The organism is Stenotrophomonas sp. G106K1, from assembly GCF_037969685.1.
Lineage (GTDB): Bacteria > Pseudomonadota > Gammaproteobacteria > Xanthomonadales > Xanthomonadaceae > Stenotrophomonas > Stenotrophomonas lactitubi.
This window is the reverse complement of record NZ_JBBPFR010000018.1, coordinates 46106-59419: the sequence shown is the minus strand read 5'-3', so window position 1 is coordinate 59419 and position 13314 is coordinate 46106. Positions and strand designations below refer to the sequence as shown.

Annotated in this window: 11 protein-coding genes; 7 read left to right on the top strand and 4 right to left on the bottom strand. The window is 66.7% G+C overall.

What is annotated here, in order from left to right; translation table 11 throughout:
• Window positions 1-21: 21 nt before the first annotated feature.
• From WKB25_RS15510 to WKB25_RS15495, 4 genes are all read left to right on the top strand, one after another.
• Window positions 22-1080: a LacI family DNA-binding transcriptional regulator gene (locus WKB25_RS15510; RefSeq protein ID WP_093820319.1), complete on the top strand. Its 1059-nt coding sequence runs from the start codon at window positions 22-24 to the stop codon at window positions 1078-1080.
• A gap of 230 nt (window positions 1081-1310) precedes the next feature.
• Window positions 1311-2159, top strand: a complete 849-nt coding sequence (kduI, locus tag WKB25_RS15505) for a 5-dehydro-4-deoxy-D-glucuronate isomerase (protein WP_340571659.1) — start codon at window positions 1311-1313, stop codon at window positions 2157-2159.
• Window positions 2160-2211: 52 nt separating this feature from the next.
• Window positions 2212-2967, top strand: coding sequence for a 2-dehydro-3-deoxy-D-gluconate 5-dehydrogenase KduD (gene kduD, locus WKB25_RS15500; protein ID WP_340571658.1), 756 nt, complete (start codon window positions 2212-2214; stop codon window positions 2965-2967).
• Window positions 2968-3059: 92 nt separating this feature from the next.
• A complete protein-coding gene (locus WKB25_RS15495; protein ID WP_340571657.1) occupies window positions 3060-4157 on the top strand; it encodes a GDSL-type esterase/lipase family protein in 1098 nt (365 codons plus the stop codon).
• A gap of 80 nt (window positions 4158-4237) precedes the next feature.
• Here the strand turns inward: WKB25_RS15495 and WKB25_RS15490 are convergent, their stop codons facing one another.
• Together WKB25_RS15490 and phhA are read right to left on the bottom strand one after the other, a co-directional pair.
• The gene (locus WKB25_RS15490; protein WP_340571656.1) at window positions 4238-4888 is read right to left on the bottom strand and encodes a DUF4375 domain-containing protein; all 651 of its coding nucleotides are present in this window, start codon (window positions 4886-4888) and stop codon (window positions 4238-4240) included.
• Between the two features lie 91 nt (window positions 4889-4979).
• On the bottom strand, window positions 4980-5873 hold the full coding sequence (phhA, locus tag WKB25_RS15485; RefSeq protein ID WP_340571655.1) for a phenylalanine 4-monooxygenase: 894 nt from the start codon (window positions 5871-5873) through the stop codon (window positions 4980-4982).
• 125 nt (window positions 5874-5998) lie between these two features.
• On the opposite strand from phhA, the gene WKB25_RS15480 reads away from it, so the two are divergent.
• On the top strand, window positions 5999-6481 hold the full coding sequence (locus WKB25_RS15480) for an Lrp/AsnC family transcriptional regulator (RefSeq protein ID WP_025875473.1): 483 nt from the start codon (window positions 5999-6001) through the stop codon (window positions 6479-6481).
• A 103-nt stretch (window positions 6482-6584) separates the two neighbouring features.
• Complete coding sequence (locus WKB25_RS15475; RefSeq protein WP_340571654.1) at window positions 6585-8588, top strand: hypothetical protein; 2004 nt, start codon at window positions 6585-6587, stop codon at window positions 8586-8588.
• Window positions 8589-8615: 27 nt separating this feature from the next.
• Here WKB25_RS15475 and WKB25_RS15470 read toward each other — a convergent pair whose 3' ends face one another.
• Both WKB25_RS15470 and WKB25_RS15465 read right to left on the bottom strand, forming a co-directional pair.
• Entirely contained in the window at window positions 8616-9608 is a 993-nt protein-coding gene (locus tag WKB25_RS15470; RefSeq protein ID WP_100554303.1) for a patatin-like phospholipase family protein, read from the bottom strand.
• Window positions 9609-9819: 211 nt separating this feature from the next.
• Entirely contained in the window at window positions 9820-10824 is a 1005-nt protein-coding gene (locus WKB25_RS15465) for a TIGR00266 family protein (protein WP_340571653.1), read from the bottom strand.
• A gap of 159 nt (window positions 10825-10983) precedes the next feature.
• Between WKB25_RS15465 and WKB25_RS15460 the strand changes: the two genes are divergently transcribed.
• Complete coding sequence (locus WKB25_RS15460) at window positions 10984-13254, top strand: TonB-dependent receptor (protein ID WP_100554305.1); 2271 nt, start codon at window positions 10984-10986, stop codon at window positions 13252-13254.
• Window positions 13255-13314 lie beyond the last annotated feature (60 nt).

Genomic DNA, 13314 nt, shown 5'->3' with positions numbered 1-13314 from the left:
CAGGCTTATCGGGTTCACTACATGTCAGTGCGCAACAAGAACGATGCCGCTACGCCGGCATTGGCAAAGGGCAAGGCAGCCACGATCAATGACATCGCGCGACTGTCGGGTGTATCCAAGAAAACGGTTTCAAGGATCATCAACAACTCGCCGCTGGTGCGCAAGGACACGCGCGACAAGGTGGAAGCGTTGATGCGCGAGGTCGGCTACAGCCCCGACCCGCTGGCCCGTGGCCTGGCCTTCCGCCGCTCGTTCCTGATCGGCATGGTCTACGACAACCCCACCGCGCAGTACATCGTGGACATGCAGTACGGCGCACTGGATGCGCTGCGCGGCTCCAGCTTCGAGCTGGTGGTGCACCCCTGCGACAGCCGCAGCCCGGGTTACATCGACGGCGTGCGCCGCTTCGCCCAGCAGCAGAAGCTGCACGGGGTGATCCTGGTGCCGCGTGCGTCCGAAGACCAGGCGCTGGCGGACATGCTGGACGAGATCGGCTGCCGCTTCACCCGCGTGGCGGCGCTGCCACTGGATGAAACCTCGCAGATGGTGGTCACCCATGACCGCGATGGTGCCGCCGAAGCGGCCGACTACCTGCTTTCGCTGGGCCACCGCGATATCGCCCTGGTGACCGGCCCGAGTGCGTACCGCTCGGCGCACGAACGCACCGCCGGCTTCATCGAGGCGCTGTCGCAGCGTGGCATCGAGCTGCCGAAGGATCGCATCATCGAGGCCGGCTACACCTTCGAATCCGGTGTGGCCGCCGCCGAGAAACTGCTGCTGGGCAAGCGCCGGCCGACCGCCATCTTCACCGGCAACGATGAAATGGCCGCCGGTATCTACAAGGTTGCACTGCGCGCGGGCATCAACATTCCGCGCCAGCTGTCCATCGTCGGCTACGATGACAGCCCGCTGGCCTCGCGCCTGTGGCCGTCGCTGACCTCGGTGCGCCGGCATACCCGCGATACCGGCCGCACCGCCGCGGCGATGCTGATCCAGCCCGAAGGGCAGCCAGCGCTGCAGATCGCCAGCGTGCGTCCGCACCTGATCGTGCGCGATTCCTGCCAACCGCCGGAGGACTGATTCCGAAGGAATCAGTCCTGTAGGTCGCCAGCTTGCTTGCGACGCGTCCAGAAGGCCTCAATCCGGTAGGTCACGACCGTTGGTCGTGACACTCCACCTGCTCCACCCCGCCGATGCCGTCTGACCGATATCGTGCGGCGCAAAATGACACCGGTTTCCTGTCTGGCTAGAATCGACCGTGAACCGTGCCGGGGCCGAACCATCGGCCCGCCCCCTGCTCTGGAGAAGCCATGTACTGCAAGACCCACTACGCCACCCATCCCGATGCCATCAAGGGCGCCAGCAACGATCAGCTGCGCGAGCTGTACCTGCTCGATGGCCTGTTCAACGCCGATGCGGTGACCCTGAAGTACACCCACTACGAGCGCTTCGTGCTGGGCGGCGCCGCGCCGGTCAGTGGCCCTCTGGCCCTGCCCGCGCAGACCGAACCGGCCTCGGCCGCCGGCCATCCGTTCCTGGAGCGCCGCGAACTGGGCATCATCAACGTCGGCAGCGGCACCGGTACGGTCACCGTTGACGGCACCGTGTACACGCTGGGGCCGAAGGATGGCCTGTACGTGGCGATGGGCAGCAAGGACGTCGTTTTCGCTTCGCAGGATGCCGCCAACCCGGCGCAGTTCTACCTGGCCTCGACCCCGGCCCATGCGCGCTTTGAAACCAAGCAGCTGTCGATCAAGGACGCGGTGGCGCTGGAGCGTGGCGCGCTGGAAACCAGCAACGAACGCACCATCTACCAGTACATCGTGCCGGCCACCTGCCAGTCCTCGCAGCTGCTGCTGGGCCTGACCGTGCTCAAGCCGGGCAGCGTGTGGAACACCATGCCGCCGCACCTGCATGACCGCCGCAGCGAGGTCTATTTCTACTTCGACCTGGGTGACAGCGACCGCGTCTACCACTTCATGGGCGAGCCGGACGCACAGCGCCACATCGTCATCCAGAACAACGAAGCGGTGGTGTCGCCGCCGTGGTCGATCCACATGGGGGCCGGCACCAGCAACTACGCCTTCATCTGGGCGATGGGTGGCGAGAACCTGGATTACACCGACATGCACGTGCTGGACATCTGCCAGCTCAAGTAAGCGCCGCCATCTGCCTGCATCACGCACGCCTCTACCAAGGAACGCATACGCAATGACCAATCCCTTCAGCCTGGAAGGAAAAGTCGCTCTGGTAACCGGTGGCAACACCGGCCTGGGCCAGGGCATCGCGGTGGCACTGGCTGCCGCTGGCGCCGATGTCGCGGTGGCCGGCATCGCCCCGCCCACCGAAACCATCGAGAAGATCACCGCGCTGGGCCGCCGCTGCCTGGCCATCGAAGCCAACCTGATCAGCATCGAGCCGGTCGAGCGCGTGGTGCGCGAAACGCTCGAAGGTCTCGGCAGGTTGGACATCCTGGTCAACAACGCCGGCCTGATCCGCCGCGCCGATGCGGTGGACTTCAGCGAGCAGGACTGGGACGACGTGATGAACGTCAACATCAAGTCCGCCTTCTTCATCTCGCAGGCCGCCGGCCGCCATTTCATCGAACAGGGCAGCGGCAAGATCATCAACATCGCCTCGATGCTGTCCTTCCAGGGCGGCGTCCGCGTGCCGTCGTACACCGCCAGCAAGAGCGGCATCGCCGGCATCACCCGCCTGCTGGCCAACGAATGGGCCGGCAAGGGCGTGAACATCAACGCCATCGCACCGGGCTACATGGCTACTGACAATACCGCCGCGCTGCGCGCCGATGCAGACCGCAACAAGGCGATCCTCGAGCGCATTCCGGCCGGTCGCTGGGGCAACCCGGAAGATCTGGCCGGTGCGGCGGTGTTCCTGGCCTCGTCGGCGTCGGACTACATCAACGGCGCGGTGCTGCCGGTCGATGGTGGCTGGCTGGCGCGCTGAAGCACACCGGTCTGTAGAGCCGAGCCATGCTCGGCTGTCGCGCTCTGATCAAAAAACAGCCGAGCGTGGCTCGGCTCTACAGGGGGCTGGCGATGCGAAGGCTGTTGTTGCTGCTGTTGCTGTCGAGCACCGCCGCGCATGCGGCGCCGGTGCGGCTGTTCATTGCCGGCGATTCCACCGCTGCCGAATACGGCCCCGATCGCGTGCCGCAGGCCGGTTGGGGCCAGATGCTGCAGAGCTATCTGGACCCGGCACGGATCGAAGTGCGCAACCATGCCAAGGGCGGGCGCAGCACACGCAGCTTCATCGACGAAGGGCGCCTGGATGCGATTGCCGCCGAACTACGTCGTGGCGATGTGTTGCTGATCCAGTTCGGCCACAACGACGCGAAGTTTGAAGATCCCACGCGCTACACCGACCCGGACAGCGACTATCCACAGCTGCTGATGCGTTACGTGCAGGTGGCGCGTGACAAGGGCGCCACACCGGTGCTGGTCACGCCGGTGGCGCGGCTGCTGTACGACTTCGGTTCGCTGCTGGATACGCACGCACGCTACACGCTGGCGATGCAGCAGCTGGCCGCACGCGAACACGTCGCGCTGATCGACCTCAACGACCGCAGCACACGATGGATCCGCGCGCTGGGCGAGCAGGGCGCACGCCCGTACTTCCTGTTCGTGCCGGAGCAGAACAAGGCCGATGGCACGCACTTCAGCGCGGCCGGTGCCACTGCGGTGGCGTGCCTGGTGCTGCGCGAGGCGGTGCAGGTGTTACCGACGCTGCAACCGGCGCTGGTACGCGACATCGACTGCGATGTGATGGGTGCAGGGCAGGGCGGCGATCCTGCGCGACGCTCGCAGGTGGTGCACGAAGACACGCTGGCGCGCGCGCAAGCGGGCCCGCACGGCGGCGCCGGGCCGACCACGGCGTATCCGTTCTTCGCTGATGCGCAGGGCCTGCCGTTCGTGCTGCGCAAGCGCGTGCTGCACAAGGGCGCGGGCATCGGCCTGCACCCGCAGCACAAGGATGAGATCTATTACATCGTCAGCGGGCAGGGCAGCTATGTGCTGGATGGAAAGCAGTACGACGTGCGTGCTGGGCATGCGCTGCTGACGCGCAAGGGCAGCAGCCATGCGCTGCAGCAGGTAGGTGATGAGGATCTGGTGGTGCTGCTGGTGTATCCGCGGTAGTTGAAAAGCAGCCGAGCGTGGGCTCGGCTCTACACGGGTCTGCGCTGATCTGTAGAGCCGAGCCCATGCTCGGCTTGGCTCTACAACGGTTCCGCGCCGAAATGCTTCAGGCCCAATCGCGCAAGGTCTTCCGGGCGGGCGTAGTAGGCGTCCTCGAACGCCTCCAGCGCCTGCTGCTCGTCTTCGCTCATCGCGCCGTACAGGTCGGTCAGTTCCTCGATCGCCGGGTCGTCTTCCAGACGATCCAGCAGCCCGCGCATGCCCGCCAGGATCGCGTGCGTCTGTGTTGCGCCCATCGCCTGCAATGCGCGCAGCGCCAGCTGGCAGGTGGGGTCGCCCCAGTTGCACAGGAACTGCATGAAGCCGCCGTTGTTGATGTCTGCTTCCATGCGCCACAGCGCGACCAGCTGCTGGTCTTCGTCAGACAGCGCATCGAGCGACCAGGCATGCGATTGCAGGCGGGCGAGGGCGGCTTCATAGCGGTCATCCCACACCTGGTTCGGAACATCGACCACGCCGCGCTCCTGCGCCGGCAGCAGTGCCGGCCAGTTCACGCCCAGTCCGTCGGCGGTGGTGACCCACTGCGCACGTTGTTCGGCCGTGGCTTCAAACAGCGCAGGCGCCCAGCGCAATGGCTGTCGGGTGTGGCGGCCATCGGCCAGGGTCAACAGGACGAAGTCTTCGTTGAAGGCAACGTCGGTAACCCGCAGGTCGGTAAACACATCGGTCATGGCCTGCAGGATACCGGAGGCCTGAACCAGGCCCCTTAAACTTCAAAAGCTGCAGATGCTTTTGAAGTTCAGCCGGACCTCTGCTGCCTACTCACACATCCCCACCATCAGCCCAGCCTTCGCCCGTACCGGCCTGGAACACGCGGTCCTCGCCCTGCACATCGCCCGCCGGCAGGTGCGCCTGGTCGGCCAGTGCGGCGTAGATCGGGGTGAAGTCCGGCGATGTCGCCTGCATCAGCTGTTCGAAGCTGTCGATGACAAAGTAGGTCTTCTGGAAGGTGTCGATGCGGTAGCGCGTGCGCATGATCCGCTGCAGGTCGAAACCAATGCGGTTTGGTGCGGCCGACTCCAGCGAGTACAGCGATTCGCCCTTCGACGAGACGATGCCGGCACCGTAGATGCGCATGCCGTCGGGCGTGTCGATCAGGCCAAACTCCACCGTGTACCAGTACAGGCGGGTCAGGTTCTGCAGCGCCTCCGGGCCGATCGCGTGCGCTTTGACGCCACCACGGCCGTAGGCCTCCATGTAGTTGGCGAACACCGGGTTCATCAGCAGCGGCACGTGACCGAACAGGTCGTGGAACAGATCCGGTTCGGCGATGTAGTCGATCTGGTCGGGACGGCGGATCCACCAGGTGACCGGGAAACGGCGGTTGGCCAGGTGATCGAAGAAATCCAGCTCCGGCAGCAGGCCTTCCACGCCCACCAGGGTCCAGCCGGTGGCCGCACCGAGCACTTCGTTGAGCTGGTCGAAGCGCGGAATCATGTGCGCGCTCATGCCCATCTCGTCCTGTGCATCCAGGAATTCCTGGCAGGCGCGGCCGACCAGCAGCTCGCGCTGGCGCTGGTACAGCGTGCTCCAGGTGGCGTGGTCGTCGGCGGTGTAGGTGTCCCACGGCTGCTCGACGAGCGCGGTGGTGTACACCGGCACGTAGCCCTTGTCGGTCTGCTGGTGTTCGACGCGGCGGGGCTGGGCGAGGTCCATGGAAGACTCCTTGACGGGATACCGTTGATGCTAGGGCAGGGGGCGCGCAACAGGGTTGCAAAAGTTGCGCGGATCAGCCGCCTTGGCGCAATATCATTGCGTACTCACCATGTTGCGGGGCAACAATGGCCGGAGAAGTCCAGTTCGATCGCACGGATATACGTCTGCTGGCCGAAATCCAGCGTGATGGTCGCGCCACCAACGCCGAGCTGGCGACACGGGTGAACCTGTCGCCGTCGGCCTGCCTGCGTCGCCTGCAGCGTCTGGAAAGCGAAGGGGTGATCGTCGGCTACGGCGCGCGCCTGGAGCCGCGCCGGCTCGGGCTGGGGCTGCAGGCCTTCGTGCGCGTGCAGCTGGAAAAGCACGACCAGGCCGCGATCGGGCACTTCGTCGACAGCGTGCAGGCCTGGGATGAAGTGGTGGCCTGCCACGCCCTGACCGGCGACATGGACTACCTGCTGCATGTCTATGTGCGCGATCTGGAGCACTTCTCGCGCTTCCTGCTGGACAGGCTGCTCAACGCCGGTGGCGTGGCCGACGCCAATTCCAGCTTCGTGCTGCGCACTGTCAAGGGTTTCCAGGCATTGCCGTTGTCGCAGCTTGAATGAGCGTGTGCCGTGATGTTTGACGGCGCGCGCGCACTGGCCGAGCATCGTGCCCCGCGGCGGCCGTCAACACGCAGGCAGCGCAGTGATTCCTTCTGGCTCCGGCATGTCTGATACCCCATCCTCGACGTCTTCCCTGGTGTTCCTTCCACTGCGCGAGCAGAGCCTGCTGCGGCACCTGACCGACGGCACGCCGCCGGACACACCGCTGGAGCAGGCCGGCCTGCTGGTGGCCATGTTGTGCCGCCAGCAGAAGCAACCGGCCGCCCAGCTGCAGCGCGTGCTGCACGATGCCTGTGCGTTGTTCGCCGCGGATGATGGCCCTGCTGCGCAGGCGCAGTTGGCGGCCAGCGCTGGACAGGATGCGCGGGCGCTGGAAGCGTGGCTGGGCGTGCTGGCCGCGCAGGACGTGCTGCTGGCACCGGACGAAGTGATGGAGGCGGTGCTGGCCGTGTCGCCGCACGCCTATCCCGGCGCGGACTTCCAGGCGGCCTGCCGGATTACCCTGGAAGAGCACACGATCCATTTCCCAGCGACATCGCTGGCCGAAGGCGATGACGAAGACGCCGGCGATGACGAACAGACGACGCACGCGACCCAGCACAACGGCCTGTTCACTTCCGAACAGGCACGCGTGCTGCGTGCGATCGCGGCCAATCCCGATGAATTGATCGACCTGCAGGCCTATGCCGGCACCGGCAAGGGCCATCTGGTGCTGGCGCTGCTGCAGGCTCGCCCGGGCCGCTACACCTACGTGGCGCCCACGCGTGGCCAGGTCGAGGCATTCCGCGCGCGGCTGCCGGCCGACGCACGCACGCGCCTGCTGACCCAGATCGAGTTCGCCAACACGATTGCCCGCCATGCCGCCGCCAACGGCCTGACCGGCGGCTTCGTACCGACGTACCGGCAGAGCACGCTGACCTTGCGCGAGGCGGCCGCACGGCTCGGCCTGCCGGCCATCGGCGCGCGCCGGCCGGACCAGGTCTTGATGATCGCCCTGGACGCCATCAACCGCTGGTGCGCGTCGTCAGCGCCGAACCTGCAGGCCTGGCACTTCCAGCGCTCGCTGGGCGCAGCGCAGCTGGAAGCCACGCCGTTCATCGCGGCGGCGGAATTCGTCTGGCGCTGCATGTTCGATGCGGTGGTGCAGAAGGGCGGTTGCCTGCGGCTGGATGCCGGGCATATCGGCAAATGGCTGGCGCTGCGTGGCGTGCCGCTGCCGGTGTCGCTGGGCATGGTGCTGGTCGATGAGGCACACGATCTCAGCCCGGCGTGGAAACAGCTGCTGGCCACCCACGCGCCCGGCGTGGTCAGCCTGGGCGATCCGCATCAGCGGTTGAGCGGACGCGTGCAGCGCTGGTCATCGGCGAAAACGCTGGAGATGCACCAGTCGGTGCGCCAGGGGCGCCAGGTCGATGCGCTGGTCAACCAGTCGCTGGCACTGGACGATCTCGGCGAGCCGGCACCGTTCATGGGGGCCAGCGACCGCGCCACCGGCCTGCGCCGTTATGACGACTGGTCGGTGGTGCCCAGCACCGGCGCCCGCTTGTACGGCAGCCTGTGGCGGATGCTGCTGGAAGCCAACGCGCTGGTTGCGCGCGGTGCGCGCGTGCATCTGCATCCGGCGTCGCGGCAGGCGCTGTTGAAAGAGGTGGACGGCCCGATCGACGCCTGGCGCAGCGCCGCCGCTGGCGGCCCCGGACAACGCTGGGAAAGCTTCGTGCAGGTCTGTGCCAAGCGTGGACAGGCGGACATCCCCGCGCTGTTTGCCGGTGGCTTCGATGCTGCGGCGTTGCAGCGCCTGCTCGGGCAACTGGTCGATGCGGACGAGGCCAGCGTCGTGCTGTGCCTGGCCCAGCACGCCAAGAACCTGCAGTTCGCCACGGTGTCCATGGCGCCGTGCTGCTTCGACAGCGGCCATGATGCGCGCGCGCTGCACAGCCCGGTGCGCGCCGCCTATGTGGCGATCACCCGTGCCCAGCAACAGCTGTGGCTGCCGGGGGACGCGATGGAGCAGTTGCAGCTGAGCGCACAGCGGCATGACCGGGCGGTGGATGAGCGGCGCCGGCAGCGACGCCTGGCCAGTGGTTACCCACCACCGCGGCGCTGACCGCAGCGGCCGTTCAAGCCCCGCGCGTCAGCACTTTTCCTTGCGGCCCATCAGTTTACCCAGGCGCGAAGGTTCGTCGCACTTCGGCGCAGCTACCGGTGCCGGTGCCAATGCGGCGGCGCGGGCCTTCTGCAGCTGCTGGATCTTGGCGCGGATCTGCGGCATCGCCGCCATCGCGGCCTTCTCGCCTTCCAGGATGGCGGTGCCACGCTGGCTGAAGTCGGCAGCACCGATGTCCAGCACCTTCGGCCGGATCACGATGTCCGCGCGTGCCAGTTCCTGCTCGCCCAGGCGCTGGCCCATGATCGAGATCGACTGGTTGACGATGCCGAGCATGCCGGTCGGCGCCTTGCCGCTGGCCTTGCTGGAGATGTCCACGGCGATCACGAACTCAGCGCCGAGCTGGCGCGCGGCGTCCACCGGCACAGGGCTGACCACGCCGCCGTCGATGTAGTTGCGGCCGCCGATCTTCACCGGCTCGAACACGCCGGGGATGCTGCTCGACGCGCGCACCGCCTGACCGACATTGCCGCGCACGAAGATCGAGCGCTCGCCGGTTTCCAGCTGGGTGGCGACGGCAGCGAATGGCTTCTTCAGGCGCTCGGCCGGGCGGTTGGCCACCTGTTCGTTGACGTAGTCCTGCAGCTTCTGGCCCTGCACCAGGCCACCGGAGAACAGGCGTACGTCGCGGATGCTGGCTTCATCCAGCGCCACCGCCTTGCTCTGCATCTGGAAAGCGTCCATGCCGCTGGCATACAGGGCGCCGACCACGCTGCCGGCACTGGTGCCGGACACCACCACCGGTTCGAAGCCGTTGGCTTCGAGCATCTTGATCACGCCGATATGCGCAAAGCCCTTGGCCGCGCCGCCGCCGAGCGCGATGCCGATCTTCACCGGCTTGGCCTGCGGCACCAGGGTGGGCTGCGCGGGCGGGGTGGGGCGGACCTCTTCGCCACCGCAGCCGGCCAACAGGCCGAGCAGGGCGACGGACAGCAGCACACGGGGGCGGAACAGGCTCATCGGCAGTGCGCTCGCGGCGCCGGATTCAGGAAAGGGCGCCAGCATACCGAAGGCGTGGCAGGGCGGGCAGGGTGGGTCGGCTCCCCATTCATGAAATGCGGGCGGTAGATGCCGACCTTGGCCGGCGCTTGCACAATCCAGTGCCGACCAAGGTCGGCACCTACCGATATCCTGCGGTCAGAACCGGCGCGCCGTCCGCCCGTCGGTCCACTCAGCCCAGCAGCGAACTCTCGCCGCGGCTCTTGCCGCCGCCCTGCGGCGCCGCCATCCACATGCGGCCGGCCAGGCGCGAGAACGGCAGCGACTGCAGCCAGACCTTGCCCGGCCCGGTCAGGGTGGCCAGGAACACGCCCTCGCCACCGAACAGCACGCTTCGGATGCCTTTGACCCGGCGCACGTCCATGTCCACCGAGGGGTGGTAGGCGACGATGCAGCCGGTATCGACATCCAGGCGTTCGCCGGCGGCCAGCTCACGCTCGACCACGCAGCCGCCGGCATGGATGAACACCCAGCCGTCGCCCTCCAGCTTCTGCATGATGAAGCCCTCGCCGCCGAACAGACCGGTCATGATCCTGCGCTGGAATTGCACGCCGATCTGCACGCCGCGCGCGCCGGCCAGGAAGCTGTCCTTCTGGCAGATCAGGCGCCCGCCATGCTGGTCCAGCTTCATCGCCAGCACGGTGCCGGGATAGGGCGCGGCGAAGGCGACCTTGCCGCGGCCCTGGCCGGTCTGCGTGTAGACGGTGGCAAACAGGCTCTCACCGGTCAGCACGCGCTTGCCGGCGGCCATCACCTTGTCCATGAAACCGCTGCCCTGGCCACCGCGTGCGCCACCGCCGAAGACGGTATCCATCTGCACCGAAGCGTCCTTGAACATCAGCGCGCCGGCCTCGGCCACCGCACCTTCGCCGGGGTCCAGTTCGATTTCCACGAACTGCATTTCATGGCCGACGATGCGGAAGTCGATGCGGTCGGCACGGCTGCCGGTTGACGCAGTTGCGGTTGCGGGCATGGCTGCGGGCATCGGCGGCGGAACTGCCGTGGCGGCACCGGCCTGCTGCAGGGCGACGATTTCGGACACCGGTGTCCACCCTGTCATGCCCTGGCACCAGGCCAGCGCGCGCGGATTGGCCTGGGCGAAGCGGCGCGCGGCCTCCTCGTCGAACGGACCGACACGGTCGGCCTGGCCGGGAGCATGGAAGTACCACTGGGTCATCGCAGCAGGTCCGTTGCGGGGGAAAACCCCGAGTCTAGCGGCAGCTTCCGGCGGCGCGCGAGGCGGCCATGAACGATCGGCATTTGCGAGGGAGGTGCTGTATTGCAACAATTATCTGGTAGCGCCGTTTTACCACCCCTCCAAACACAGCCTACCGCCATGTCTCCGACCCGTACTTCCCGTGGCCGCTCTCCGGTCGCGCGCCCGCTCGTTGTCGCTCTTTCCGCCCTGCTGCCGCTGGTAGCAGCCGCCCAGGAAACCCCCGCCGCCAAGGATCCGGTCGCCCTCGATGCGCTGCAGGTGACTGCACAGCGTCGCGTCGAGAACGCCAAGGACGTACCGGTTGCGATCAGCGCGATCCAGGGCGAAAAGCTCGACGTGCTCGGTTCGGCGGGCGATGACATCCGCTTCCTTGCTGCGCGCGTGCCGAGCCTCAACATCGAGTCCTCCTACGGCCGTGCCTTCCCGCGTTTCTACATCCGCGGCCTGGGCAACACCGATTTCGATCTCAACGCTTCGCAGCCGGTCTCGCTGGTGTACGACGATGTGGTGCAGGAAAGCCCGCTGCTGAAGGGCTTCCCGCTGTTCGACCTGGCCGGTGTGGAAGTGCTGCGCGGCCCGCAGGGCACCCTGTTCGGGCGCAACACCCCGGCCGGCGTGGTCAAGTTCGATTCGGCGCGTCCGTCGCAGGATGCCGATGGCTACGTGCGCGTGGGCTATGGCACCTACAACAGCTGGAACGTGCAGGGTGCCTACGGCGGTCCGCTGACCGACCGTTGGTCCGCACGCGTGTCGGCCATCTACCAGCGCCGTGACGACTGGGTCGACAACACCCGTGCCGGTGCGCCCAACAGCGGCTTCGAAGGCTATGACGAAGCCGCCGGCCGCGTGCAGTTCCTGTACGAAGGCGATGATTTCGAAGCGCTGTTCAACCTGCACAAGCGCAAGCTCAACGGCACCGCCCGCCTGTTCCGCGCCAACATCATCGAGAAGGGTGGCAACGCGCTGGTCGAGAACTTCGACCGCGACAAGGTCGCCAATGACGGCGTCAACTTCTCCGACCTGGAAACCTGGGGCGGCAGCGCGCGCCTGCAGTGGAACCTCGGTTCGGTGACCCTGCATTCGATCACCGGCTACGAGACCGCCGAATCGCTCAACCGTGGCGATATCGACGGTGGCTACGGCGCGGCGTTCCTCGGCGCGGGCAACTCCGGCCCGGGCCTGATTCCGTTCTCGTCCGAGTCGGCCGACGGCCTGCCGCACCACCGTCAGTGGACCCAGGAATTCCGCGTGGAATCCAACGAATGGGGCCGTTTCGACTGGCAGGCCGGCGTCTTCTACTTCGATGAAGACGTCACCATCAACAACTTCAACTACGACTCGCTGACCCCGGGCAATCCGCAGACCGGCCACGTGGTGCAGCAGCAGCGCAACAAGGCGTGGGCGGTGTTCGCGTCGGGCGACTTCGACGTCACCGACCGCTTCAAGCTGCGTGCCGGCGTGCGCTACACGCAGGACAAGAAGGACTTCAGCGCCAGCGTGCTGCAGGCCGTGCCGTTCGGTACCCCGGTCAGTGGCCCGTACCTGGCCAACACCGACGTCAACGACGTCAGCTGGGATGTCAGCGGCGTGTACAAGCTGACCGACAACGTCAATGCCTATGCGCGCGTGGCCAAGGGCTTCCGTGCACCGTCGATCCAGGGTCGCCTGGCGTTCGCGCCGGGCCTGTCGCAGGCCGATTCGGAGAAGGTGATTTCGTACGAAGCCGGCATCAAGGCCGACCTGTTCGAGCGTCGCGCACGCCTGGGCTTCAGCGTGTTCCGCTACGACGTGGACGGCCAGCAGCTGATCGCCGTGGGTGGCACCAACAACACCGCCACCCTGCTCAACGCCGACAAGACCATCGGCCAGGGCGTCGAGCTGGACCTGGAAGCCTACCTGGCCGACAACGTGCTGCTGACCTTCGGCAGCAGCTACAACGACACCGAGATCAAGGACAAGAACCTGGCGGTGGCGGTCTGTGGCGGCGGCTGCACCATCACCGACCCGACCACCATCATCAATGGCGGCACCTACGCCCTGGTCAACGGCAATCCGCTGCCGCAGGCGCCGAAGTGGATCCACAACGCGACCCTGCGCGTGGGCTTCCCGCTCAGCGATGGCAGCGAGCTGTATGCCTACACCGACTGGGCCTACCGCAGCGCGGTCAACTTCTTCATCTACGAGTCGCCGGAGTTCCGTGGCCGCAGCTCGCTGGAAGGTGGCCTGCGCCTGGGCTACAACTGGGATTACGGCCAGTACGACGTGGCCGTGTTCGGCCGCAACCTGACCAACCAGACCCGCGTGGTCGGCGCGATCGACTTCAACAACCTGACCGGCTTCCTCAATGAGCCGCGTACCTGGGGCGTGGAGTTCACCGCGAAGTTCTGATGCAGTTGCTGCGGTAATGCAATGAAGAAGGGCCGGCGCAATGCCGGCCCTTCTGTTCTC

Coding starts and splice junctions, on each gene's coding strand:
- WKB25_RS15510 (WP_093820319.1), top strand. CDS start 22: ATGTCAGTGCGCAACAAGAACGATGCCGCTACGCCGGCATTGGCAAAG.
- kduI (WP_340571659.1), top strand. CDS start 1,311: ATGTACTGCAAGACCCACTACGCCACCCATCCCGATGCCATCAAGGGC.
- kduD (WP_340571658.1), top strand. CDS start 2,212: ATGACCAATCCCTTCAGCCTGGAAGGAAAAGTCGCTCTGGTAACCGGT.
- WKB25_RS15495 (WP_340571657.1), top strand. CDS start 3,060: ATGCGAAGGCTGTTGTTGCTGCTGTTGCTGTCGAGCACCGCCGCGCAT.
- WKB25_RS15490 (WP_340571656.1), bottom strand. CDS start 4,888: ATGACCGATGTGTTTACCGACCTGCGGGTTACCGACGTTGCCTTCAAC.
- phhA (WP_340571655.1), bottom strand. CDS start 5,873: ATGGACCTCGCCCAGCCCCGCCGCGTCGAACACCAGCAGACCGACAAG.
- WKB25_RS15480 (WP_025875473.1), top strand. CDS start 5,999: ATGGCCGGAGAAGTCCAGTTCGATCGCACGGATATACGTCTGCTGGCC.
- WKB25_RS15475 (WP_340571654.1), top strand. CDS start 6,585: ATGTCTGATACCCCATCCTCGACGTCTTCCCTGGTGTTCCTTCCACTG.
- WKB25_RS15470 (WP_100554303.1), bottom strand. CDS start 9,608: ATGAGCCTGTTCCGCCCCCGTGTGCTGCTGTCCGTCGCCCTGCTCGGC.
- WKB25_RS15465 (WP_340571653.1), bottom strand. CDS start 10,824: ATGACCCAGTGGTACTTCCATGCTCCCGGCCAGGCCGACCGTGTCGGT.
- WKB25_RS15460 (WP_100554305.1), top strand. CDS start 10,984: ATGTCTCCGACCCGTACTTCCCGTGGCCGCTCTCCGGTCGCGCGCCCG.